This window comes from Azospirillum sp. TSO5 (assembly GCF_003116065.1).
Lineage (GTDB): Bacteria > Pseudomonadota > Alphaproteobacteria > Azospirillales > Azospirillaceae > Azospirillum.
The window spans coordinates 1-24,871 of the sequence record NZ_LGQY01000100.1 but is presented as its reverse complement, the minus strand read 5'-3'; the positions used below and the strand labels follow the sequence as shown (position 1 = coordinate 24,871).

The following is a 24,871-nucleotide window of genomic DNA, read 5'->3' as shown; positions in this document are numbered from 1 at the left end:
ATGCCGACCTTCAGTCCGCTCAAGCCTGCCAGCCGCTCGCCCCAGCGCGCCACCAGATCGGGTTCCGCCGTCAGGTAGGGGACGCGGGACGGCACGGTCTCCAGCCGGGTGCCGAACAGCGCCGGCAGGCTCATCACCGGGATCTGAACGTCGAAGTCGGGCAGCGGCCCGCCGGTCTCCACCGCGATGGTGCCGGGCAGGCTGCGCAGCACCGGCAGCAAGGCCCGCTGGCATTCCAGATAGACCGGCTGTCCCCCCGTTCCTCCCCCGGCTGTCTGGGCCAGCAGCGGCAGGTAGCGGACGAACTGCAGCACGTCGCCGAAGCCCTGCTCCCAATAGACCAGCAGGCGCCGGCCCTTCAGCGGCGAGCCGTCCCAGCGCGGCTGGACGAAGCTGCGCTGCGGCGAAGGCAGGCGGCCATGCTTCCAGCGCCATTCATAGCCCTGCCAGCCCCGGACGAAGTCGCCCAGCAGCAGCCGGACCAGGGACTCGTTCCAGTGGGCGCCGGCGAAATCCGGCTCCAGCGTCGTGGCCCGCCGGAAGGCCAGCAGCGCCTCCCAGAAGGCGCCCCTGTCCTTCACCGTGGAGCCCAGGTTGCTGTAAGCCCCGGCATAGTGAGGGTTCAGCACGATGGCGCGGCGGAAGCGTGCCGCCGCCTCGTCCAGCCGGTGGGCCATGCGCAGCAGGGCTCCGTGGTTGTTGGCGATCTCCGCATCGCCGGGCGCCAGGGCCGCCGCGCGGGCGAAGGCGTCGCAGGCCTCGTCGGCGCGCTTCAGCCGCTCCAGCTGGATTCCCATTTCGTTGAGCATGGCCGGCTGGTCGGGCTTCAGCCGGATCGCGGCGCGGTAGGCCCGTACCGCCTCCTCCGGCCGGCCGAGCCGGACCAGCAGTGCTCCCAGGTTGGTCCAGCCGTTCAGCGAGTCCGGCGACAGGCTCAGAACCCGGCGGAACAGCGCCACCGCCTCTGCGTCGTGGCCAGTCTCGGCACGCAGCAGACCCAGATTGTTGGCGGCGGGGGAAAAGTGGGGGGCGGCGGCGACGATCTCGCCATACAGCCGGGCGGCCTCCGCGGCTTGGCCGCTCTGCTGGAACCCGAGAGCCGTGGCGAAGGCTTGCTGGATGTTCATGGAAGACCGCATCGCCCCGGTTGAGGAACTGGTTTCGGACAGCATCGGAAACCGGCGCGATCAGTAGCAGAGATGGCCGGTGCTGCAAAGGACCGGCGCCGGCCGGACGGAGGTGGGGTGCCAGTGGGATAACGGGTGGGGCCGGTTGACTGCTTGCATCGCCGCCGCTCACCGCCCATCAATGGCGCTCGTCGAACGGGGAATGTGGCGCGCGGCATGGCACGGCTTCTGCTGATCAATTACGAGTTTCCGCCGCTGGGCGGCGGGGCGGCCAACGCCACCGACAACACCGCGCGCGAACTGGCGGCCTTGGGCGAGGAGGTGCTGGTGCTGACCTCCGCCTTCGGCGATCTGCCGCGGTCGGAACGGCGGGCCGACGGGGTGGAGATCCGCCGCATCCCCACCCTGCGCCGCCGCCGCGACCGCAGTTCGGTGGTGGAGATGCTGGCCTTCCTCGCCAGTTCGCTGGTGATGGCGCCCTGGATCGCCGCCCGCTGGCGCCCGGACGCCACCATCGCCTATTTCGGCCTGCCCTGCGGCCCTGCGGCCTGGATGGTGAAGGCGCTGTCCGGCGTGCCCTATGCGGTCAGCCTGCGCGGCGGCGACGTGCCGGGCTTCCAGTATGATGGCATCTCGCTCTATCACCGGCTGGCCGGGCCGGTGATCGGCTGGCTGTGGCGCCGGTCCTCGGCCGTCGTCGCCAACAGCGAGGGGCTGGCCGACCTCGCCCGCCGCTTCGCTCCCGACCAGCCGATCGCCATCATCCCCAACGGCGTCGATGCCGCCCGCTTCTCGCCTGCCGATGTCAGGAGTGACGGCGACCGCCTGTCCTTGCTGTTCGTCGGCCGGGTGGTGCGGCAGAAGGGGCTGGACGTGCTGTTCGAGGCGCTTGCCTCCCTGCCCTCCGGAACGCGCGAGCGCATCGGCCTGACCATCGTCGGCGATGGCCCCGCCCGGCCGGAACTGGAGGCGCAGGCCGCCCGGCTCGGCCTGTCGGGGCAGGTGACGTTTCGTGGCTGGCTGGGGCGTGACGAACTGCCGGCCGCCTACCGCGCCGCCGACGCCTTCGTCTTCCCGTCCCGCGACGAGGGCATGCCCAACGTGGTGCTGGAGGCGATGGCCGCCGGCCTGCCCGTGGTGGCGACCCGCATCGCCGGCAACCGCGATCTGGTGGTGGAGGAGGAGACCGGTCTGATGCTGGACGCCGACGACACCCCGGCCCTTGCCGCCGCGATCACCCGTCTGGCCGAAGACCCGGCCCTGCGCCGCCGGCTGGGCGAGGGCGGGCGCCGCCGGGTGGTCGAGCATTTCTCCTGGCGCGCCGTCGCCGCCGCCTATCGCGACCTGTCCCTCGCCGGCCGCGCGGCGTCGGGACGGGTTCCATCGACGCAAGCGGACTGAGGGACATCGCTTGACGTGCTGTTGACATCCGGCGGCTTTCGGGAGCGTATGGCGGCGCGGCAGATCGGGCTCGGACAGCAAGGGATCGGACAGCGTGGCGGAACCGGTGAAGACGGCGGAAGGCGGGGGCGGAACCCCGGCCGGGACACCCGCCCTGGCCTTCGATTTCGGCGAGAACTGGGACCATTACTCGCGCACCGTGCTGGACGAGCCGCGGCTGGTGGCGGCCATCGACAGCCTGAAGGGGCTGGTCGGGACCGACCGGCTGAAGGACGCCAGCTTCTGCGACGTCGGCTCCGGCTCGGGCCTGTTCACCATCGCCGCCGGCAAGCTGGGCGTCGGCCGCGCGCTGGGCTTCGACGTCAACCCCACCGGGGTCGAGGTCGCCCGCCGCAACCTGGGCCGCTTCGCGCCCGAGATGGCCGACCGCATCGAGTTTCGCCGCGGCTCCGCGCTCGACACCGGCTTCGTTGGCTCGCTCGGCCGCTTCGACGTGGTCTATGCCTGGGGCTCGCTGCACCACACCGGCTCGATGTGGCCGGCGATCGAGACGGTGGCCCCGCTGGTGGCGCCGGGCGGCACCTTCGTGCTGGCGCTCTACAACCGCCACTGGACCTCGCCGATCTGGACCCTGATCAAGATCGTCTACAACCTGTCGCCGGGCTTCCTGCGGAAGGTCTGGGACTGGACGCTGGGCTCGTTGATGTTCCTGGCGACCTGGGCGATCACCGGCTCCAACCCGCTGCGCAAGGAGCGCGGCATGGAGTTCTGGGTGGACGTGACCGACTGGCTCGGCGGCTACCCCTATGAATATGCCAGTGCCGACGAGGTGCGGGCGCGGATGGACGCGCTCGGCTTCGATATGCTGGAGGTCCGTCCGCCGCGCGTGCCGACGGGCTGCAACGAATTCATCCTGCGCCGGAGGCCCGCATGAGCGACGACGCATTCAAGTCCGCCCCCCACACTCCCCTCGCCACTCCTCTGGCCGCCGCGGCGGCCGACCATCCCGGCGGCGTCGATTACGATGACAGCTGGGAGCGGCGCTGGAACGACATGCGCAAATACGGCCCGACCGGCCGGCATCTGCGCCGCATCGTCACCGAGATGGTGCGCCCGCTGAACTACGACAGCTTGGCTGACGTCGGCTGCGGCCAGGGCTCGCTCTTGGCCACGCTGATGCCGCTGAAGCCGCAGGCCAGCTACACCGGCCTCGACTTCGCCGCCAAGGCCATCGACGTGGCGCGCCGCCGGGCGCCGAACGCGGAGTTCGGCCTGCTCGACGTCGCCGCCGGCCATCTCGACCGCCGTTTCGATCTGGTGGTCTGCACCGACGTGGTCGAGCACATCGAGGACGACGTCGCGGCGCTGCGCAACCTCGCCGCCATGACCGGCCGCTACCTGCTGGTCTCCACCCTGCAGGGGCGGATGCGCGACTTCGAGCGCACGGTCGGCCATCACCGCAACTATGCCCGCGGCGAGCTGCAGGCCAAGATCCAGTCGGTCGGTCTGGAGATCGAGCGGGTGGTGGAATGGGGTTTCCCCTTCTTCTCGCCGCTCTACCGCAACGTTCTGGGTGCCGCCAGCGGCCAGGGCACGGAGGGCGACTACGGTCCCGGCCGCCGCTTCCTTGCCGAGGCGCTGTACCACATCTTCCGCCTGAACTCCTGGTCGCACGGCGACTACATCTACGTGCTGGCCCGCCGGCCGGGGTCGTGAGTGCAGGGGCGGTGCCCCCTCCCTAACCCTCCCCCACCTTCGGTGGGAGAGGGAACTGCCGCCGCTTCGCATAAGGCACCCTCTCCCGCGAAGCGGGGGAGGGTTGGGGAGGGGGCACCCGGCGACGATCCTTCAAATAAAACCCTCACATCACTTCATGACTTCATGAAAAGGCATCTTTAAATGCGTCCCGGCCTGAAAGCCCTGGTCAGCGCGCTGTTGGTCGCCCTGCTGCTGTGGCGGGTCGATGTGGCGGAGGTCGGGCGGGTGCTGGCGGTGGCGTCGCCGGGGCTGATGGGGCTCGCCGGCCTGCTGTTCTTCCTGATGCATGTGCTGAACGCGCTGAAGCTGCGGGTGTTGCTGCCGGAACTGCGGGCTGGCCGGCTGCTCGCCTACACGCTGGTGGCGCAGCTCTATGCGCTGGTGCTGCCGGGCCAGCTGGCGGGAGAGGCGGTGAAGGCCTACCGGCTCAGCCGCGACGAAGGACGCGGACAGGGCCAGGGAGAAATCGGCGGCGGCCGCATCGTCTCGGCGGTTGCCTTCGACAAGGTGACGGGAATCGTCGGGCTGCTGCTGCTGACCGGCGGCGGGCTGGCGGTGCAGTCGGCGCGCTTCGGCGACGGGCTGCTGGTCGGGGTGGGGCTGGTGCTGGCCGGGCTGGTCGCGGCGACCGTGCTGCTGGCCTGGGCGCCGGCCCGCGCCCTTCTGCTGGCCCTGCTCGGCTGGCGTGCCGGGCCGAGGCGCGAAGCCCTGCTGCTCGGCCCATTGCGCCGCTTCCTGGAGGCCTGGCGCGACCAGACGCGCCGGCCGGGCCGGGCCTTGCTGTCGGTCGCCGTTGGGATCGCGGTGCAGGTGGCGGCGGTCGCCGGCAGTCAGGCGCTGGGGCTGGCGGTCGGCATCGACCAGCCCTTTTCGGTGTGGGGTGCGGTGATCGGACTGATGTCGGTGATCGTGCTGATGCCGGTTACCGTCGCCGGGATTGGCCTGCGCGAGGCGTCGCTGGTCGGCCTGCTCGATCTGGTCGGCGTGCCCCATGCCCAGTCGCTGGCGCTGGGCTTCGGGATCCTCGCCTTCCAGGTGATGGTGGCCCTGCTGGGCGCCGTCATCGACCTGACCGTCCTGCGCGAACGCCGCCCTGCCTGAATCCTCAACGCCTGAATTCGCAACCCAATTAGCCGTTGCGCTTGCCGGATCCAGCGGCCATACCATGGCCCGGCATCGCACCCACAGATGACCAGCAGCCTCCGGACCCGTTCGATGACCCTCCTGCTTACCCCCGGATCCGCCACCACGGACATGGGCACGGTTTCCGTCTCGGTCCTGATTCCGGTCTATAACGAGGAGGACAACATCGCCCCGCTGTGCGGCCGGCTGATCCCGGCGCTCGACGGGCTGGGGCGGAGCTTCGAGGTCATCTTCGTCAATGACGGCTCCACCGACGGGACGGAGGCGGAGCTGCAGCGCGTGGCGTCGGACAGCCGCATCCGCGTCATCAATTTCCGCCGCAACGTCGGCCAGACCGCGGCGATGATGGCCGGCATCGACCATGCCCGCGGCGACGTGATCGTGCCGATGGACGGCGACCTGCAGAACGACCCGCAGGACATCGCCGGCCTGCTCGCCAAGCTGGACGAGGGGTACGACGTGGTGTCGGGCTGGCGCGCCGACCGGCAGGACGGCTTCCTGCTGCGCACGCTGCCGAGCCGGATGGCCAACAAGCTGATCTCCACCATCTCCGGCGTGAAGCTGAACGACTATGGCTGCACGCTGAAGGCCTACCGGCGGCAGATGCTGCAGGGCTACCGGCTCTATGGCGAGATGCACCGCTTCGTGCCGATCTACGCCCGCTGGCAGGGCGCCCGGCTGACCGAGATGCCGGTGCGCCACCACCCGCGCCGCCACGGCCAGTCGAAATACGGGCTGGAGCGGGTGCTGAAGGTCGTGCTCGACCTCGTCGTCGTGAAGTTCCTGACCCAGTACGAGACCAAGCCGATCTACATCTTCGGCTTCGCCGGCCTGATGTTCATGGGGCTGTCGGTGCTGGCCGGCGTCTATGCGATCTACCTGAAGCTGGTCGACGGCATCTCCTTCATCCTGACGCCGCTGCCGCTCCTGGTGACGATGGGGCTGGTCACCGGGGTGATGTGCATCCTGATGGGGCTGCTGGCCGAGCTGCTGGTCCGCATCTATTTCGAGAGCCAGGGCAAGAGCCACTATTCCATCAAGACCATGCTGAATTTCGACGAGCCGCCGCCCGTGGACCGCAGCATCCGCGACTGACGATCCCGATCAGAAAAAGGCCCCGCAACCTTCCCGGTGCGGGGCCTTTTTGTTTCAGGGCGCCGCCACCACCACCCCGCCGGGGGGCGTCAGTTCCTTCAAGGCGCCGGAATGGGTCGTGGCGAACAGCCGGACCCGCTGGCCGGCGACCTCTGCCGGCAGCGGCAGGATGAAGCCGCTGTTGAGGAGCCGCTCCTCGTGGAAGGCGTTGACGACGTCGGACCGCGCGCTGCCGGTGGAGCCGGTGGCGACGATGCGGTCGCCGACCGCCGCCAGGACGAAGGCCGCCGGCGCCGGCACGGTCATGTCGGCAGCCCATCCCGCCAGGGCGAGCGGACCGTTGGGAATGCGCTCGATCCGGTCGAGGGAGCCGTTCACCCCGTCGTTCGTCCCGGCCGGCCGCACCGCCATGTTCAGCCGCAGGGCGCCTGCCCCGTCATCGAGCGTCCCGTTGTGCAGAAGGGTCTGCAGGATCGAATGTTCCGGCCGGTTGGCCGCATCGTTCAGGATCGGGGCCAGGAAGTCGGCCTTCAGGTCGTAGGCCGCGTGCAGGAAGGGGGCGATGTTGCGCGGCGAACTGGACGGGCAGACCAGCGGCTGCTGCCAGTCCAACCCGTCTGCCGTCTGGCCCGGCGTCCGGATGGCCTGCAGGTGGCTGGCGATGCAGCGCTGCGCCTCGCTGTCGCGCTCCGCCACCATGCGGTTGAGGCCGGCGACCTCCCAATGCCGCAGCAGGGAGCCGCCGACGCTGTGGCCGAGGACGAGGAGGGCGGCCAGAACCAGCCCGGCGGCAGCCCCCCGGTTCATTCTCCCTGCTCCCGCCCGGCCGGCCATCAGCACCGTCCAGCCGGCGACCGCCGCCGGGAAGGCCAGCAGGACCGGATAGGCATAGCGCGGGATGGTGCCGCAACGCATCGCGGCGGCGATCCCGTCGCCGCACAGCCCGGCCCGGCCCAGGGCGGTGGTCATGGTGACGATCGCCGCCCCCGCGATCAGCGAGGTGATGCAGAAGACGGCGTGCCGCCGCTCGACGCCTGCCCGGCCGAAGGGCAGCAGCACCGCCGGGATCAGGCAGAGCGCGAACGCCACGGCCCCCACCGCCAGGGACGGCGGCGCTCCCACCGTCTCCACCGGCAGGCCGGCGGCGGTGGCGAAGGCGCCGAACAGGAAGGCCCAGAACTCCCGATGCCAGGGCAGCACCAGCGGCTGGCCGGTGTGGTTGGCGTAGGAGCCGTGGAAGGTCATCCACAGCATCGCCACGGTCAGCAGCACCCCGCCGCCGACCGCCACCAGCGTGCGCCCCTCCGCCAGCCTTTCCCGCCAGCCTGCCTGTCGGCGCAGCGCCAGCACCGCTCCGACCCCCGCCGCTGCCAGGGCATAGCTGGCGCCGAACACCCCGGTGGAGCCGAAGGCCAGCAGGAACAGCGTCGCCAGCACCAGCCGGCCGCGGGCCAGCGTGTGGAGGAACAGGAACAGGCAGGTGAAGAAGATCGGCTGGGCCAGCCCCATGTGCTGGTAATAGAAATACTCGTTGTTCAGCGTGCCGGTCAGGAACAGCCCGGCCGCCACCACCGGCACCGCCTCCCAGGCCGACCGCAAGCCGTCCCGCAGCAGGACCAGCGCGTAGGCGGCCAGCATCGCGGCGAAGGCCAGCCAGCCGACCAGCCGGAAGGCGATGAAATCGACGCCGATGGCATGCCACAGCCCGTGGGTCAGCAGCTTGAAGAAGGGCGCGACATGGTCGCTGTCCTTGGCGAAGATCGAATGAAAGGTCAGCGGCTGCTGCACGCCCTGGGCGCTGCCGAAGAAATAGCCCCAATCGTCCCAATAGGGCAGGCCGCTGCTCGCCTGCATGTTCCGGCCGAACTGATAGACGACGATCAGCGCCCCCAGCGCCAGCAGAAGCCGGACCAGGATGCCGGCGAACGACGAAGCGCGGGAACCGGTGGGGGCAGCATTGTGCCTGTCCGCCCCCCCATGCGTCCCATTCTCATGCGTTTGGGGGAGCGGACGATCCAGACTGTCTAAGCTCATGCGGCGTCTTCCATCGATGCCGGGGTCGGTGCCGGGGTTTGGGCCGGGCGGTCCAGCGCGGTGGCGAGGGCGGTCCAGGCCCACAGCAGGCCGCGGTGGTCGGCCTGTCCGCTGCGGTGCTCGTCCCAGCGCGCCGCCAGCCACTTGCCGTCCACCCCGATGCGCGCCGCGGTCTCCAGCGGCGGCTGGGGCAGGTGGCGCAGCCAGCGGCTAAGCGGGATGCCGAAGCCCTTCTTGGGCCGCGACAGGATCGCCGGCGGCAGCAGCGGCGCCATCGCCTTCTTGAGGATCCATTTCCGCGTCCCACCCCGAATGCCGTTCGGTTGCAGCTTCACCGAAGCCGGCAGGCGGCTGACGAAGGCGACGAGGTCGCGGTCGAGGAAGGGCGAGCGCGTCTCCAGCGAGCAGAACATGCTGGCGCGGTCCGCCTTGATGAGAAGGTTCTCGCCCAGATAGAAGCGGCCGTAGAACTCGATGGAGCGGTCGACGTCGTGCCGGCTGGCACCCGACCGCCACAGGGCGTCGGCCTCGTCATAGAGATCGTCGGCGGAGAGGTCGGTGCCGAACAGCCGCGACACCTCCTCCACCGAGGCCGGCCCCAGCCAGGCGGGCATCCAGTGCGCCGGCCGGTGCCCCAGCCCGCGCAGCGCCCGGCGCAGCTTGAAGTCGAAGCTCATGTTGCGGTCCGACCGCGGCAGCCGGTGGGCCACCGCCTCCGCCAGCCGGTGCAGCGGGCGGGGGACGGCCCGGTGGTAGAGCCGCGCCGTGCGCAGCGCGTCGAAGGTGTCGTAGCCGGCGAACAGCTCGTCGCCGCCGTCGCCGGTCAGCGCCACCGTCACCCGTTCGCGGGCGAAGCGCGACAGCAGGTGCGTCGGCAGGATCGACGGATCGGCGATCGGGTCGTCCAGCCGGCCGAGCAGTTCCGGCAGCATTCCCGCCGCGGTGTCGAGGTTCAGCGTGCGGCAGGCATGGTCGGTGCCGTAATGGCGCGCGGCGTCGGCGGCATAGCCGCTCTCGTCGAAGCTCGGCTCGTCGAAGCCGATGGTGAAGGTCTTCATCGACGCCGGGTCGCGGTGGCGGGCGGCGAGCGCCACGATGGCGGCGCTGTCGATGCCGCCGGACAGGAAGAAGCCGACCGGCACGTCGCTCAGCATGCGGCGTTCCACCGCGCGGTCCAGCAGCTCGCGCAGCTCCTCGGCCCACTCGTCGGGACCGCCCGGCGGCTGGTCGTCCACCACCATGCGGTATTCCCAGTACCGGCTGACCGACAGCCGCCGGCTGGTCAGGTCGTAGACCATGCTGCAGCCGCCCGGCAGCTTACGCACCGCGGCATGGGCGGTCAGCGGCGCCGGGATGAAGCCGTAGGCGAAATACTTGACCAGCGCGGTGCGGTCCAGCCCGTCCGGCACCGACGGGTGGGACAGGACGGCGGTCGCCTCCGACGCGAAGACCAGCCCGTCGGCGGTCTCGGCATAGAACAGCGGCTTCTTGCCGAAGCGGTCGCGGCCGAACACCAGCCGGCCCTGGCGCCGGTCGTAGAGGCAGAAGGCGAACATGCCGTTCAGCCGCTCCAGCATGTCCAGGCCCCATTCCCGGTAGCCGTGCAACAGCACCTCGGTGTCGGAATGGTCGGTGACGAACCGGTGCCCGGCCTGCTCCAGCGCGCGGCGAAGCTCCGGCGCGTTGTAGATCTCGCCGTTGTAGACGATGACCAGATCGCCCTCCGCCGTCGCCATCGGCTGGTGGCCGCCTTCGATGTCGATGATGGCGAGGCGGCGGAACCCCAGATGGACCGGCAAGGCGCCGCTGGTGTCGATATGGACGCCGTCGTCGTCGGGGCCGCGATGGCGGATGATGCTGGTCATGACGGCGAGGTCGCGCTCGCCGCCGGGTCCGGCGAAGCCGGCGAAACCGCACATGGGGCTGCTCTCCCGGAGGGACTGCCGAAGGTGGCGACGGGGGCTAGGTGTAGCGCCTCGCCCGGCCGGGTTCCATGGCGAAATGCCGAACCCTGGATGCCGGCGATGCGGTGACGGGTTGCGCGGGCTGAAAGTCGTGGCTTCCGGTTCCGGCTTTGGATTACAGCAATGGCCATCGGCTGTGGCACAGGGTGCGCGGCCCGGATCGGGCAGGATGGAGACGAGGCGGATGATCGACGGACCGATGGATCTGGAGGGCGGCTTCAACCGCATGCGGCCCTGCCGCCACGGGTTGATGGTCTACAACCGCAACGACCAGTATGTCGGCCGCTCGCTCGACCTCTACGGCGAATATGCCGAACATGAGGTGGCGGTGTTCCGCTCGATCCTGCGTCCGGGCGACGTGGCGGTGGAGGTCGGAGCCAACATCGGCTCCCAGACCCTGCCGCTGGCCCGCATGGTCGGCCCGTCCGGTTCCGTCTTCGCCTTCGAACCGCAGGAGATGCTGTTCAACCTCCTGTCCGCCAACCTGGCCCTGAACGGGGTGACCAACGTACGGGCGCGGCGCATGGCGGTGGGGAGCGAGGCCGGCTCCATCCGGGTGCCGGTGCTCGACCCGAGCCGCTCCAACAATTTCGGCGCCCTCGGCCTCGGCGGCTGGGACCATGGCGAACAGGTTCCGCTGGTGACGCTGGACAGTCTGGACCTGCCGTCCTGCCGGCTGCTGAAGGCCGACGTGGAGGGCATGGAGGCGGCGGTGCTGCGCGGGGCGAGCGGACTGATATCGGGCCACCGGCCGGTGCTGTATGTGGAGAACGACCGGCGCGACCGCTCGCCCGCCCTGATCGGGCTGATCCGGTCGATGGGCTACCGGGTGTGGTGGCACACGGCGCGCCTGTTCAATCCCGGCAACTTCGCCGGCAACCCCACCGACGTGTTCGATGGGGTGGGGGCCGTCAATCTCGTCGCCCTGCCGCCGGGCAGCGACATCCACATTCCCGATCCCGAGATCACCGACGATCACGACTGGTGGCGGTGAGGCAACTCTCCGCCGTGACCTTTGGAGTCCATGGACACAAAAGGCCGCCTGTGCTTGACCGTTTTTTCATAAATTGATTAATAGTCTGCCGTGGTCCACTCCTGAATTGGAAGAGCTGCAGGAAATGAAAGCTGTAATACTTGCCGGCGGCCTTGGAACGCGGCTCTCCGAGGAAACGGACCTGCGGCCCAAGCCGATGGTGGAGATCGGGGGTAAGCCGATCCTCTGGCACATCATGAAGATTTATTCTTCGCATGGTATCAATGACTTCGTCATCTGCCTTGGCTACAAGGGCTATGCCATCAAGGAATATTTCTCCAGCTATTCGCTGCACAATTCGGACGTGACCATCGACTTGCGGACCAACACGGTCGAGGTCCACCGCCGTCTGGCCGAACCCTGGCGCATCACCCTGGTCGAGACCGGTGAGAACACGCTGACCGGCGGGCGCATCAAGCGGGTGCTGCCCTATCTGGAGGGGGAGGATGCCTTCTGCCTCACCTATGGCGACGGCGTCGGCGACATCGACATTTCCGCCTCCATCGCCTTCCACAAGGCGCACGGCCGCGCCGCCACCATGACCGTGGTGCATCCGCCCGGCCGTTACGGCGTGGTCGAGCTGGAGGGCGACCGCATCGCCGCCTTCCAGGAAAAGCTGCCCGGCGACGGCGCCCGCATCAACGGCGGCTTCTTCGTGCTGTCGCCGACGGTCGGCCGCTACATCGACGGCGACGACATCATGTGGGAGCAGGAGCCGCTGCGCGGTCTGGTCGAAGACGGCGAACTGAACGCCTGGAAGCATGACGGCTTCTGGCAGTGCATGGACACCATCCGCGACAAGCGCCTGCTGGAGGATTTGTGGGCCGCCGGCAACCCGCCCTGGAAAAGCTGGTAAGAGCTGGTGACCGCCCCGATGTCCGCAAATGCGTCGTTCTGGTCCGGCAAGTCGGTCTTCCTGACCGGCCACACCGGCTTCAAGGGAAGCTGGCTCGGCTTCTGGCTCTCCGCCATGGGCGCGCGCGTCACCGGCTATGCGCTGGAGCCGCCGACCAGCCCCAGCCTGTTCGAGGCGGCGGGTCTGCGCGATCGGCTGCACCGCAGCGAGATCGCCGACATCCGCGACCGCGAGCGGCTGGAGGCGGCGCTGTCCGCCGCCCGTCCCGACATCCTCATCCACATGGCGGCCCAGCCGCTGGTCCTGCGCTCCTACCGCGACCCGGTGGAGACCTACGCCACCAACGTCATGGGCACGGTGCATCTGCTCGACGCGGTGCGCCGGGTCGACAGCGTGCGCGTGGTGGTCAACGTCACCAGCGACAAGTGCTACGAGAACCGGGAGTGGGTCTGGGGCTATCGCGAGACCGAACCGATGGGCGGCCGCGATCCCTACAGCAACAGCAAGGGCTGTGCGGAGCTGGTGACCGCCGCCTTCCGCCAGTCCTTCTTCCCGCCGGGGGAAAGCCCGGTCGCCCTGGTGTCGGGCCGCGCCGGCAACGTGGTGGGCGGCGGCGACTGGGCGGAGGACCGGCTGGTCCCCGACCTGATCCGCGCCTTCCTGGACGGCCGTCCGGCGGTGGTGCGCAACCGCCATTCCACCCGGCCCTGGCAGCATGTGCTGGACCCGCTGCACGGCTACCTGATGCTGGCGGAAGCCGCCTGGAACGAGCCGGCGACCCATGCCGAGGGCTGGAATTTCGGCCCGGCCGAGGGCAGCGCCCGCCCGGTCCACTGGGTGGCCGACCGGCTGGTCGCGCTGTGGGGCGACGGCGCCGCCTGGGTCGACAACAGCGGCCCCGCCGGCCCGCACGAGAACCGCTTCCTGGCGCTCGACTGCGCCAAGGCGCGGCAGCGGCTGGGCTGGGCGCCGCGCTGGGATCTGGCGGAGACGCTGGCCCGCACCGTCGACTGGTATCGCGCCTATGGCCGGGGCGGCGACATCCCGTCCCTTATGTCCGCCCAGCTTCTTGCGTATAACCAAGCCCGCCCGGCCGCCTGAAGGCGGCCGATGGCTTTCCGCATCACCGTTTCCGTGAGTCCGTCATGACCTCCTCCCCCTCCTCGCCGGCCCCCTCCTCGCCAGCCGGTTCCGCGGATCGCCGGGCAGACCTGCGCCGCCGGATCCTGGATCTGGTGGCCGAATATGCGGAGGATGCCCATGCCGACCGGCCTTTCGATCCGGAGCGCTCGCCCGTCCCGGTCAGCGGCAAGGTCTATGGCGGCGAGGAAATGTCGCTGCTGGTGGATTCGGCCCTCGATTTCTGGCTGACCACCGGCCGTTTCAACGACGCCTTCGAGAAGCGGCTTGGCGAGTTCCTGGGTGCGCGCAACGTGCTGACGGTCAATTCCGGCTCGTCGGCCAACCTGCTGGCGCTGACCGCGCTGACCTCGCCGCTGCTGGGCGAGCGCGCGCTGCAGCCCGGCGACGAGATCATCACCTGCGCCACCGGCTTCCCGACCACGGTAAACCCGATCCTGCAGAACGGGATGGTTCCGGTCTTCCTCGACGTCGACATCCCGACCTACAACATGGACATGCGGCTGCTGGAGGAGGCGGTGACCCCGCGCACCCGCGGCATCATGCTGGCCCACACGCTGGGCAACCCCTTCGACCTCGCCGCCGTCACCCGCGTCGCCGAGAAGCACGGGCTGTGGGTGGTGGAGGATTGCTGCGACGCGCTGGGTGCCCGCTATGACGGCAAGCTGGTCGGCAGCTTCGGCGATGTCGGCACCCTCAGCTTCTATCCGGCCCACCACATCACGATGGGCGAGGGCGGGGCGGTCTTCACCAACAACGCCAAGCTGAAGCGCTCGCTCGAATCCTTCCGCGACTGGGGCCGCGACTGCTGGTGCCAGCCGGGCCAGGACAACACCTGCAAGCAGCGCTTCAACTGGCAGCTCGGCGACCTGCCGCACGGCTACGACCACAAGTACATCTACTCCCATCTCGGCTACAACCTGAAGATCACCGACATGCAGGCTGCCGTCGGGCTGGGCCAGATGGACCGGCTGGAGGGCTTCATCGAGGCGCGCAAGGCGAACTTCGCCCGCCTGAAGGCCGGGATGGCCGAACTGGCCGACATGCTGATCCTGCCGGAAGCGACGCCGAACAGCGAACCCTCCTGGTTCGGCTTCCCGATCACGGTGGCGGCCGACGCCCCCTTCAGCCGCGACGAACTGACGCGCGAGCTGACCCGCGCCCGCATCGGCACGCGCCAGCTGTTCGGCGGCAACCTGCTGCGCCAGCCCTACATGAAGGGCCGTCCGCACCGTGTCGTCGGCGAGCTGACCAACAGCGACATCGTCACCGCCCGCACCCTGTGGATCGGCGTCTATCCCGGCCTGACCGCCGCCCACATCGACTATATGCTGGACATCATCCGCGGCTTCGTCCGGGCGCGGACGGCCGGCTGAGGCCCCGGCGGGCACTGCGCATTTCCATCACCAACTTTTTACTTCCTTGATTTCCCGAATTCCGGAGGTTTCCCGTGCGCTACCTGATCACCGGAGGCTGCGGCTTCCTCGGCAGCAACCTCGCCGCCGCCGTTCTTGAGCGCGGCGAGCAGCTGTGCGTCTTCGACAACCTGTCACGCCGGGGCAGCACGTTGAACCTGGACTGGCTGCGCGGCCAGGGCGTGTTCGAGTTCCGCCACGGCGACATCCGCAACCCCAACGACGTGCAGCGCGTGGTGGAGGAGGTGCGGCCGGACGTGGTCTTCCATCTGGCGGGGCAGGTGGCGATGACCACCTCGCTGGCCGACCCGCGGCTGGATTTCGAAATCAACGCGCTGGGCAGCTTCAACCTGCTGGACGCCGTGCGCCGCTCGGCGCCGGAAGCCCTGGTGCTCTACAGCTCCACCAACAAGGTCTACGGCGACCTGGAATGGACGCCCTACGAGGAGACGGAGACCCGCTACGTCGCCCCGGCCTTCCCCAACGGCTTCGACGAGACGGCTCCGCTCGACTTCCATTCGCCCTACGGCACCTCGAAGGGCTCGGCCGACCAGATGATGCTGGACCATCACCGGGTGTTCGGGCTGCGCACCGTGGTGTTCCGCCATTCCTCCATGTATGGCGGCCGGCAGTTCGCCACCGCCGACCAGGGCTGGGTCGGCTGGTTCTGCGGCCTGGCGGTCCAGGCCGGGCGCGGGCTGCTGGACAAGCCCTTCACCATCAGCGGCACCGGCAAGCAGGTCCGCGACGTGCTGCATGCCGAGGACATGAAGACCCTCTATTTCAGCGCGGTGGAGCGGGGCGACGCGGTGGCGGGGCAGGCGTTCAACATCGGCGGCGGCATGGCCAACAGCCTGTCCCTGCTGGAGCTGTTCCGCCTGCTGGAGGAGCTGCACGGGGTGGAGATGCGGTTCGAGCGGCTGCCGCCGCGCATCAGCGACCAGCGCATCTTCGTCGCCGACATCGCCAAGGCCCAGCGCCTGCTGGGTTGGGAGCCGAGGGTCGACGCGCGCAGCGGCGTTTCCGACATGCTGGCCTGGATCGCCGGGCAGGGCTGAGGGGCAGGGACAAAGGTGCGGGGGGGCCGGTCCCCGTCCCCTCCCCATTCATGAATGGCTTGAGGACCGCATGCTGCATTTCTTCTGGACGCCCTACGTCTTCCGTCGGGACTCTTACGAGAAGTACGAGGCGAACAACGCGGAGATCTGCAAGCATGCGCGCCGCGTGCTCGGCCGCTTCACCGACGTGCATCTCGACAGCTTCAACGCCTCGCGCGTCACGCGGAATCCGGCGGACATCCTGCTGGGCCACACCAGCTTCGATTCCGTCGGCGGCCTTGCCGACGATTGGGTGCGCGACAACGCGCTGGAACCCGGCCAGCCCGCCCATCCCAACACCTACCTGATGCTGCCGCTGCTGCCCGAACCGGTGGAGGAGCACAAGAGCTGGAGCCCCTTCATGGACAGCCAGCTCCAGGCGGCCCGGCTGATCTTCGGCATCTGCGGCGATTACTGGTACGAGCGCATCCAGGCCCTGCCGGCCGACGACATGCTGGGCCGGGTCAAGGACCGCATCGTCCGCATCGACATGGGCTGCGAAGGCCATCGCTTCGCCCCGCCGCGCAGCTATTCGCAACCCAGCATGCGCGGCCTGCTGCATATGAGCGATCTCGCCCCGCACAAGGGGTTTGACCTGCTGCTGAACAGCGTCGCCGGCACCGGCGCCGTCCTGCATGCCGGCAGCAGCGCGCTGCGCGCCCACCCCTACCAGCGCGTCCGCCTGAACGGGCACGAGTTCGTCTCGCTCGGCTGGGTCGACAACACCTCGGCCCAGCAGGACCGCTTCATCAAGGACAACTGCGCCTTCTACATCCACGCCAGCTCGCGTGATGCCCAGGCCACCGCCATCCTGGAGAACTGCGCCCGCGGGCTGGTGCCGATGGTGACGCCGGAAAGCGGCTTCCGCTCCCCCTACGCCATCGAGCTGACCCAGGATGCCGAGGCCAACCGCGCCATCATCGCCCGTGCTCTGGCGATGCCGCAGGAGGAGTATGAGCGGCGCAGCGCCGGCGTCGTCCGCCAGGTGCTGGAACAGCATTCCTGGGACCGCATCTTCACCGGCATCTGGGAGCGCATCCAGCAGGACATCGCGGCGCGGGCGGTATAGGGGGCATCGTTAAGGGATGGATTGCCGTTCGGGACGGAAAATCGGAGACGGCCCGAGTCTTCAGTGTCAGCGTTGTTCGATGAGTTTACGGAAGATAAAATGCGCCCTGTAAGCGTGGAAGATATATCGTTTGTCGTAACGACTTACAACAGGCATCGCTTCCTGAAGAGTATCATCTCGCATCTTCTCTCTTATGATCTTCCATTCCGCGTGCATATATTCGACAATGGCTCTTCCCATGAAACCATAGAGGTTTGCAGTCATTTCGTAGAGAACTATAAAAACGTTTTCTACCATCGTTCCGGAAAGAACGAGGGGTTCGATCGTGCCATGGCCAAGGTGGGATCTTGTTCAAAAGATCTTGGGAAATACTCCATCTGGCTTGCTGATGACGATTATTTTAATGTTGATGGTCTATCCGATATCATTAATATTATTAATATGGCTTTACCAGATTTCATACAATACAGTGTTGCAAATTTTTATAGAAAAGAATTGAAGGTTGTTTTTTATAAAAAAGAAGAATGCAAAAAAGGAAGGACGGCAACGGTATTCGAGGATGCACCTTCCTATCTAATGAGTTCATGGCCTGTTATTCCAGCTTTTTGCGGAATAATTGTAAGGAACGACATCCTCGCTCAAGAGATGTTTCTGAAGTATGACGGAACCTATCATGCATATGCAGGAGCTTTGGCTGAAATAGCAGCTTCTGGTGGAGCATCAGGCGTCAAGCCGAGGATCCTCTATGTTGACGATCCAAACACTCCATTTGGGTTCTTCTTGGGAGACAGTGGAAAAACCTGGACCGGCCAAAATGGGCAGGTGCTTGCCGGCATCCGACGCCTCATGGCTCTGCTCCCAGATGTGTACAGGGATCAGGTTATGAAGCTGTGGCCCTCCTATAAAAGAGGTTATTTCAATCATATTTCGTCGATTGAGTTCCTGCGGAATGAAGTTGAAAAAGAGAGGTATTACTTTGATGTGTAAATAAAAATCGCAATATCTATCTATGTTGCGAATTCAACAATATATGGAATTCAATTCGTCATAAGAAATCGGAGAGGCAAAGACGGTATCGTATAGGCGCGTGTTCATGTATATCAGATTACTTTTGAAAATATTGACATGGCTATTAATGAATATCGCCACTGTGATTCGGTGAGATTCTGAATTATTTTCCAATCCATTTTGAAAACTACAATAAATAGCTATTTATTCAAAAAAGAACCGCTCGGAAGATCGAAGTTCTTCCAGGAAGTCTCTTCGGTCACCGAAGGCATAGTTGAAGTAAAATTTCTCATACTCCGGCCAGACTTCTCTAACGGGTTCATTGTATTCAGGGTAGAACTCGGAGAGAAGTCGACGGACCCCGGCGATGACGTGATCGTTCTTCCCGCTCCACGTCTTCGTTCCCTCGTTTTTGTTGATGTAGAAAAGAGGATCGTGGGTGACTCCGATCCGGGCAGGGCTCACCTCGCGTGCCTTTCTCGCAAGCGCATTGAGGACGAACCCGATATATGCGTGATGCGTCCCGATATGAGATTTGGTGTCAATGAAATCAACCAAGGATCTTTTGATGACGAAGCATCCAAAGGACGGAACGACTGGAAGAATGGACCGGAAGAAATTTGCAATATTGGACATGGTCCCATAGGGTCCATTGCATGCGACTTTGTACTGTGGTTGCGCAATGAGTTCCAGGACTTCGCTTTCCAGAACATTGTATGCGGAATAATTGATGAAGATCACATCCGGATTGATTTCCCGGATGATCTTCTGAACCATATCCAGGGCATCGTGCGCGATGATGTCATCGTCAGCGCACCACCAAAGGTAATCGCTGGACGAATCCTCCTTTTCAATCGCCAGGGCAAGGCTGCGGTCGAAGCCGACATTCTCAGGCCACCGGTAATAGGAAAGGTTGTTCCGCTTATAAACCTGATCCCAAACGATCTTCTGGGTCTCGTCGGTGGAATGGTTGTCGAACACACGAACGTTGACGTTCGGCGATGAAATGATGCCTTCGTTTCTGTCGAAGAAGTCTTGCAAATAGGAAGCGCGGTTGTATGTCGTTACTCTGACACCGATGCGGCTTGTCGCTTCCATTATTCAGAGACCTTGTGATTTGAAAGGTTTTCTTCAAGCTCCGGCAAAAGCGCGGACGATGCGATAGGGCCGGCCGAACTCTCGCCATCAAACAGTGAGCGGCCCGACACCGATTTGCGAACGGACCGGGTCAAAGCGCCGTTTCCACCCCATAGGCCCGCAGATGGTCCTCATAGGGGATGATCCGGCGGGCGATGCGCACCTCCTGCCGCCACAGGGCGGCGGCGGCCAGCCGGGCGGGGGACGGGGCCATCGGCGATTTCATGAACCACATCAGCGCATGATGGTAGCAGGCGAAGAAGCGACCGCTGGCGACGAGGTCGGAGGTGATGCCGCCGCGCCGGAAGGTGACCAGCGGCTCGCCGACATAGGCGACGTAGGGATAGCGGCTGGCGGCGATCAGATAGATCAGGCAGTCGGGACCGGCGCCATGCGCCTCGAAATCCGCGGACGAACTTCCCCCCGGGCCGGGGCCGAGATCGCTGACGATGCCGTCGCGCAGGTCGGCGGTGCGGAACAGGGCGGCGCAGGGCGACACCGGCAGGCCGCCGAAGTTCGACAGATACTCGAAGACGAAGGTGTCGGACGGGAAGGTGTCGACGAAATACTGGTGGATGGTGCCGTGCGGCGCCCCCGCCTCGTCCATCAGCCTGGCCGGGGTGAAGACGAAGGCGACCCGTCCCTGCAGGCGGGGCAGGGTGCGCTCCAGATAGGTCGGTTCCAGCCGGTCGTCGGAGAACAGGATCTTGGCGACGGGCGCCCGCGCCTCGGCGACGCAGCGGCGCCAGTTGTTGACCGGGCCGATGTTGGCGTCGTTGCGGAACAGGCGCAGCCGCCTGTCCTCCGCCGCCAGCCTCTGGCAGATCGCCCAGGTGCCGTCGGTGCTGGCGTTGTCCACCACCACCACCTCGATGTCCCGCACCGTCTGGGCCAGTGCGGAGCGGACCGTCTCCTCGATCTCGCGCTCCCGGTTGTAGGCCGGGATCAGGATGCTGACGAGCGGGGTGGTGCTCATGACTGCGCCGTCTGGGCTTGGGGCTGGGCCTGCGCCGCCCGGTGCTGGTTGCGCTCCTGGAGATAGGCGTTGAAGTCGGCCACCGTGATCAGCGGGAAATTGCCGATATACTGGACCGCCGCCTGCCCGATCTGCTCGACCAGGAAGGTGAAGACCGCCAGTTCCACCCGCTGGTCGACCTTCGTCAGTTCCGCTCCGCGCTTGGCGCGCAGCGTGGTGTAGATGCGGTTCAGCTGGGCGGCGCGGGTCTCCGGCGATTTGCGGTAGTTGGTCACCGTGCCGTTGCCGGTCTGGATTTCCCAATTGTGCTCGCCGTCGCGGATGGTGATGAGCGGATCGAACAGATAGCCCAGCCGCTGGCCCGACAGGCCGAGATACCAGTGGGCGTATTCCTCCGACCCGCATTCCCAGGATTCCACCATCGGCGCCAGGAACTGGGCGGTGCGGTAGAGGCCGGTCAGGGTATTGACGAACAGCGGCGGCGACGGAGGAGCGTGCAGCGACACCGGGTTCAGGTAATAGCCGTCGATCACCACCTCCATCCCCGGCCGCAGCGTGCTGTGGAAAGGCTGCGGGTGCGGGCGCCCGTCCATCAGGATGTGGTGGGCGTTGGAGAAGCAGGCGTTGACCTCCGGCACCCGGCGCAGCAGATCGACCTTGCGGCGCAGATTATCGGCGTCCCAGAAATCGTCGTCGGCGGTGAAGGTGAAGAACTCGCCGGTGATGAAGCTGAAGGCGCGGCGCGTGTTGCCGTCCATCCCCAGGTTGGTCTCGTTCTTGTAATACCGGACGCGCGGATCGGCATAGCGGCCAGCGACGAGGTCGCGCGTCTCGTCATTGTCCGAATTGTCGGTGATGATGACTTCGTAATTGCCGTAGGTCTGGGCGAAGACCGTGTCCAACAGCTCGCGCAGCAGGTTCGGACGGTTGCGGGTCGGGATGCAGACCGAGACCCTGTCTTTCACGAGCTGTTCCATAGCGTCCTTCTTCGCCGCGTCTCTTCCGGGCGGCGAAGCGATATCACCAGGAAAGCGGCAGGGTCAACCGGCCCCCTCCCCCGGCTCCCTCCCTTGTCACCGCGCCCGCACCCAGGCCTGGTACAGCCCGCCGAAGATCATCGGATGCTCCGCCTCCAGCCGGTCCCAGCGGGCGAGCGAGGTCATCGCCGGATCCTCGGGAAAGCGCTTGCGGTAGAGGGCGGCCACCGCCGGATCGGCCAGCCGGAAGCCCAGGAACTCCAGGCCCAGCGTTTCCAGCGCGCCGGCCAGCCAGGGCAGGGTGACGTGCAGCTCGTGGACATGCATCAGCAGGTCGCGGCAGGCGCTGGTGCCGTAGAAGTCCGGGGAATGGACGACGGCGCGGGCCGGATGACCGTCCGGCAGGGCCAAGATGTCCTGGCGGACGCGGCGGATGCCGTCCAGGGTCGGCGGGTGGCCACGCTCGGCGATAAAGTGACGGGCGGCCAGGATCGGCCGGCGGGCGGCGGCGCTGTAGAAGCCCACCTCCATCACGCCATGCGGGCGCATCAGCCCGCGCAGCACGCGCAAGCCCGCCATCGGATCTTCCATGTGGTGCAGCACGCCGACGCTGTGGATCACGTCGAAGCGGCGGCCCAGCGTCCCCAGCTCCAGCAGGTCGGCCTGGGCGAACTCGATGCTCTTCAGGCCCAGCCGCCGGCTCTGCCGCGTGGCGTAGGCGAGGCTGCGGCGGCTGAGGTCGACCGCCAGCACCTTGGCGTTCTTCAGGGTGGTGGCGGCCCACACCGCCTCGCGCCCGGTGCCGCAGCCGGCGACCAGCACCTCAGGCGCCTCCCAGCCCGGCGCGTTCCAGGCGGGGGAGGCGGGCAGGGCGGCATGGGGGAACAGGGCGTGCAGGAAGCGGGGCAGCGGCACCGGCTCCGGCAGCAGGCCGGTGGTCATCCAGCGCGGATAGGGGTTCTCCTCGTACTGGGCGCGCACGCCGACCGACACCGGGTGGCTGATCTGGGTCAGCGCCGGCAGCTCCGCCTGGATTGCCGCCTCGGCCAGCGGTTCGGCGACCTGCCGGTTCAGCAGCCGGGCGATCTCCTCGGGCCAGGACAGGGCCTGCAGGGCGGCCGCCCGATCCCAGCGGTAGAGCGGACGGTAGGCGCCGAGCAGCGCGACCAGCACCGCCGGCGGCTGCTCGGTGCGGTCCAGCGCCGCTTCCGCCGCGCGGAGCAGCACCGCCAGGACCTGGAACTCGCCGTCGGTCTCGTCGAAGACATACTCGTTGAGGAAGCACTGTTCGGCGATGGCGGCGCACAGGGCGCGCCAGGACGGCCGGTCGGGCAGGCCGGGGCCGGTCAGCGCCAGCAGCAGAACCCGGCGCAGCCGGGTCAGCGCCCGTTCCAGCGCAGGATCGCAGACCGGCGCGGCGCGCAGATGGGCCAGCAGCAGCACATCCTCCGCCAGCCCGGCGAGCGAACCGTCGGCCAGCAAGGCACGGCTGGCATCGTCCAGGGCCGGACCGTCATTCTCCGGCAGGGCGGCGAGGGTCCTGATGACGGGCGAGCCCATCAGCACGCCGGCGATGGCGCGCGCCAGCCCGGCGCCCTCCACCTCCGGCCGGCCGAGCGCCGCCAGCAGGTCGGCGCGCAGGCCCTCGTCAACTCCCTTGGCGGGGTCCGGCAGGGCGGCGTCGCGCAGCGCCTCGGCGAAGGCGATCCAGTTGCGCGGCATGTCGGGGGCGAGGCGGATCGCCTTGCGGACGTAGGGCAGGGCCTGGTCGCGCCAGCCGCCCTGCAGGAACAATGCTGCGATGCCGAAGCACAGCTCCGCGTCCTCCGGTGCGGTGCGGGCGATGCCGAAGGCTTCCGCCTCCGCCTCGGCGGTGCGGCCGGCAGCCACGAGCAGCGACAGCAGGGCGCGGCGCAACGGCAGGGGAAGCGGCTGGTTGGCCGGCCGGCCGGCGGTGGCGCGGCGCAGCTCCTCGATGGCGGCGTCCGGGTTGCCGGTTTCCTGGTGCAGGCGGGCGAGGTTGTTGTGGACCTCCGGCAGGTCGGGGGACAGGCGCAGCGCCTCGCGGTAGGCGTCCAGCGCCCCGGCGGTGTCGCCGCTGCTCTGCAGGGCGGCGCCCAGATTGGCCAGCAGCGGCGTCCGGTTGGGGTCGTCCGGGTTGGCGATGCGGGCCAGTCCGTCGCGGCAGACGGTGGCCGCCTCCTCCCAATGGCCGGCGACGCGCAGGCTGTCGGCCAGCCGCAGCCGGGCGTCGAGATGGCCCGGATCGACCGTCAGCACCCGGTGGAAGGCGGCGATCGCCGATTCCGGCTGGCCGGCGCGGTGGTGCAGGGTGCCGATCAGGTGCAGGGTTCCCGCCAGACGCGGACGCAGCGCCACCGCCTGTTCGGCCTGCTCCAGCGCCTCCTCGTCGCGGCCCAGCCGGGCCAGCAGCGAGGCATGGTTGCCCAGGATCTCCGGCAGGACCGGACGGTGGGACAGTGCCCGGCGGAACAGCGCCTCGGCCTCCTCGGCCCGTCCCTCCAGCATGCGGACCAGCGCCAGGGTGCCCAGCGTCTCGGCCTGTGCCTGACGCACGGCCTGTGCCGGCTGCGCCGCGGCGTCGGCAAGGCGCAGGGCCTCGTCGCAGGCCGCCGCCGCTTCGGCCAGCTGGCCGCGGCGCAGCCGGGCAAGCGCCTGGGCGCGGTGGGCCTGGATGGCCCCCGATCCCCCGTCTCCCGATCCTCCGCCTCCCGTCCGCCGCAGGGCCTCGGCCGCCGCGGCATAGCCGTCGTCGGTGCGGCCGGCGGCGATGAATGCCAGGGCCAGAACGCTCCAGCCCTCCGCCCGCTCCGGCTGCGCCCGAACCGCCGCTTCCGCCCAGGCGACGGCGTCGATCGGCCGGCCCAGGATGCGGGCGGCTTCGGCCAGCGACAGCAGCCCGGCGGCATCCCGCGGCGGGTCGCCGCACAGGTCGCGGTAGGGACCCTCCGCCTCCTCCGGCCGGCCGGCCCGACACAGCTCCAGGACCTGACGTTCCAGGGCCTGCTGCTCCGGGGTGCTCTGGCCGGTCGGAAGGCCGGTGGTCCCGGTGGCGGTGTCGGTGGTCATGGAGCGGAACCCTTGGGTTGGAGGGGGAGGAGGGCTGCCGGACCTCAATAGGCCTGGTAGGACTTTTCCTCGACCAGCTCGGAGCCGAGCATCTGGTTCAGGTCGCGCTTCAGTGCCGCGCGGCGGTCGTTGGTGTGATAGACCTGCCGGGCCAACTCGACGAAGCGCGGGCCGAAATCCTTCGCGCGCTCGCAATCGCGGATTTCGTCCTCGATCTCCCACAGGGTGGTGTTGACCGCGCGCAGATCGTCGATCACCGCGGTGACCTCCGGCCGGGCGGTGTCGGCCTGCGCCGCGACGGCCTCCAGCGCCTCGCGCTCGCGCCGGACGTTGGCCAGCTTTTCGGCGTCGGCGATGCGCTCGGCCTTGATGTCGAGGATGGTGATCTTGTCCAGCAGTTCGCCCCAGGATACGGGCGCCAGGATCGGCATGTCGGAAGCTCCGGTTCGGGTGTGAGTGACGTGTGTGGCTCGTTCGCGGAGCGCGCGTTCCATCCGGTCGATGGCGTCGTCCCAGGAGCCGGGGCGGTCCTGCCGGAACAGGCGCATGGT

Annotated in this window: 20 protein-coding genes; 12 read left to right on the top strand and 8 right to left on the bottom strand. The window is 67.7% G+C overall.

Going from position 1 to position 24,871, the window contains the following annotated elements; genetic code table 11:
• Window positions 1–1,127, bottom strand: a 1,127-nt coding sequence (locus TSO5_RS23210; protein WP_109153841.1) for a tetratricopeptide repeat protein, incomplete at its 3' end; no start/stop codon positions are given.
• A gap of 216 nt (window positions 1,128–1,343) precedes the next feature.
• On the opposite strand from TSO5_RS23210, the gene TSO5_RS23205 reads away from it, so the two are divergent.
• The 5 genes from TSO5_RS23205 (at window position 1,344) to TSO5_RS23185 (ending at window position 6,524) form a co-directional block, all read left to right on the top strand.
• The gene (locus TSO5_RS23205; RefSeq protein ID WP_109153840.1) at window positions 1,344–2,528 is read left to right on the top strand and encodes a glycosyltransferase family 4 protein; all 1,185 of its coding nucleotides are present in this window, start codon (window positions 1,344–1,346) and stop codon (window positions 2,526–2,528) included.
• 94 nt (window positions 2,529–2,622) lie between these two features.
• Window positions 2,623–3,462: a class I SAM-dependent methyltransferase gene (locus TSO5_RS23200; RefSeq protein ID WP_109153839.1), complete on the top strand. Its 840-nt coding sequence runs from the start codon at window positions 2,623–2,625 to the stop codon at window positions 3,460–3,462.
• The gene (locus TSO5_RS23195) at window positions 3,459–4,244 is read left to right on the top strand and encodes a class I SAM-dependent methyltransferase (RefSeq protein WP_109153838.1); all 786 of its coding nucleotides are present in this window, start codon (window positions 3,459–3,461) and stop codon (window positions 4,242–4,244) included. Before TSO5_RS23200 ends, TSO5_RS23195 begins: the two co-directional genes overlap by 4 nt.
• Before the next feature lie 183 nt (window positions 4,245–4,427).
• Window positions 4,428–5,387, top strand: coding sequence for a lysylphosphatidylglycerol synthase transmembrane domain-containing protein (locus TSO5_RS23190; protein WP_109153837.1), 960 nt, complete (start codon window positions 4,428–4,430; stop codon window positions 5,385–5,387).
• Window positions 5,388–5,501: 114 nt separating this feature from the next.
• Window positions 5,502–6,524 (top strand): glycosyltransferase family 2 protein, encoded by a 1,023-nt coding sequence (locus TSO5_RS23185; protein ID WP_247870918.1) that lies wholly within the window; start codon window positions 5,502–5,504, stop codon window positions 6,522–6,524.
• Between the two features lie 54 nt (window positions 6,525–6,578).
• On the opposite strand, the gene TSO5_RS23180 is transcribed toward TSO5_RS23185, so the two are convergent.
• Window positions 6,579–8,558 carry a hypothetical protein gene (locus TSO5_RS23180; protein WP_109153835.1) on the bottom strand — a complete coding sequence of 660 codons (1,980 nt, stop codon included), beginning with the start codon at window positions 8,556–8,558 and terminating at the stop codon, window positions 6,579–6,581.
• Window positions 8,555–10,477, bottom strand: a complete 1,923-nt coding sequence (gene asnB, locus TSO5_RS23175; protein ID WP_109153834.1) for an asparagine synthase (glutamine-hydrolyzing) — start codon at window positions 10,475–10,477, stop codon at window positions 8,555–8,557. The genes TSO5_RS23180 and asnB overlap by 4 nt, the downstream gene beginning before the upstream one ends.
• 229 nt (window positions 10,478–10,706) lie before the next feature.
• On the opposite strand from asnB, the gene TSO5_RS23170 reads away from it, so the two are divergent.
• From TSO5_RS23170 to TSO5_RS23140, 7 genes are all read left to right on the top strand, one after another.
• Window positions 10,707–11,516 carry an FkbM family methyltransferase gene (locus TSO5_RS23170; protein WP_158282475.1) on the top strand — a complete coding sequence of 270 codons (810 nt, stop codon included), beginning with the start codon at window positions 10,707–10,709 and terminating at the stop codon, window positions 11,514–11,516.
• A gap of 124 nt (window positions 11,517–11,640) precedes the next feature.
• Window positions 11,641–12,411 (top strand): glucose-1-phosphate cytidylyltransferase, encoded by a 771-nt coding sequence (gene rfbF / locus TSO5_RS23165; protein WP_109153833.1) that lies wholly within the window; start codon window positions 11,641–11,643, stop codon window positions 12,409–12,411.
• Between the two features lie 18 nt (window positions 12,412–12,429).
• On the top strand, window positions 12,430–13,512 hold the full coding sequence (rfbG, locus tag TSO5_RS23160) for a CDP-glucose 4,6-dehydratase (protein WP_109153832.1): 1,083 nt from the start codon (window positions 12,430–12,432) through the stop codon (window positions 13,510–13,512).
• Between the two features lie 44 nt (window positions 13,513–13,556).
• A complete protein-coding gene (gene rfbH, locus TSO5_RS23155) occupies window positions 13,557–14,927 on the top strand; it encodes a lipopolysaccharide biosynthesis protein RfbH (protein WP_109153831.1) in 1,371 nt (456 codons plus the stop codon).
• A 74-nt stretch (window positions 14,928–15,001) separates the two neighbouring features.
• Window positions 15,002–16,024, top strand: a complete 1,023-nt coding sequence (locus TSO5_RS23150; protein WP_109153830.1) for a GDP-mannose 4,6-dehydratase — start codon at window positions 15,002–15,004, stop codon at window positions 16,022–16,024.
• A gap of 70 nt (window positions 16,025–16,094) precedes the next feature.
• On the top strand, window positions 16,095–17,132 hold the full coding sequence (locus tag TSO5_RS23145) for a hypothetical protein (protein WP_109153829.1): 1,038 nt from the start codon (window positions 16,095–16,097) through the stop codon (window positions 17,130–17,132).
• Window positions 17,133–17,231: 99 nt separating this feature from the next.
• Entirely contained in the window at window positions 17,232–18,119 is an 888-nt protein-coding gene (locus tag TSO5_RS23140; protein ID WP_146203827.1) for a glycosyltransferase, read from the top strand.
• Window positions 18,120–18,344: 225 nt separating this feature from the next.
• Here TSO5_RS23140 and TSO5_RS23135 read toward each other — a convergent pair whose 3' ends face one another.
• The 5 genes from TSO5_RS23135 to TSO5_RS23115 form a co-directional block, all read right to left on the bottom strand.
• Window positions 18,345–19,238: a glycosyltransferase family 2 protein gene (locus TSO5_RS23135; RefSeq protein ID WP_109153827.1), complete on the bottom strand. Its 894-nt coding sequence runs from the start codon at window positions 19,236–19,238 to the stop codon at window positions 18,345–18,347.
• Between the two features lie 130 nt (window positions 19,239–19,368).
• A complete protein-coding gene (locus tag TSO5_RS23130; protein ID WP_158282474.1) occupies window positions 19,369–20,253 on the bottom strand; it encodes a glycosyltransferase family 2 protein in 885 nt (294 codons plus the stop codon).
• The gene (locus TSO5_RS23125; RefSeq protein ID WP_158282473.1) at window positions 20,250–21,218 is read right to left on the bottom strand and encodes a glycosyltransferase family 2 protein; all 969 of its coding nucleotides are present in this window, start codon (window positions 21,216–21,218) and stop codon (window positions 20,250–20,252) included. Before TSO5_RS23125 ends, TSO5_RS23130 begins: the two co-directional genes overlap by 4 nt.
• Window positions 21,219–21,326: 108 nt before the next feature.
• Complete coding sequence (locus TSO5_RS23120) at window positions 21,327–24,320, bottom strand: class I SAM-dependent methyltransferase (protein WP_109153825.1); 2,994 nt, start codon at window positions 24,318–24,320, stop codon at window positions 21,327–21,329.
• A gap of 44 nt (window positions 24,321–24,364) precedes the next feature.
• Window positions 24,365–24,871 (bottom strand): DUF6165 family protein (locus TSO5_RS23115; protein WP_247870917.1); only part of this gene is annotated, 507 nt, incomplete at its 5' end.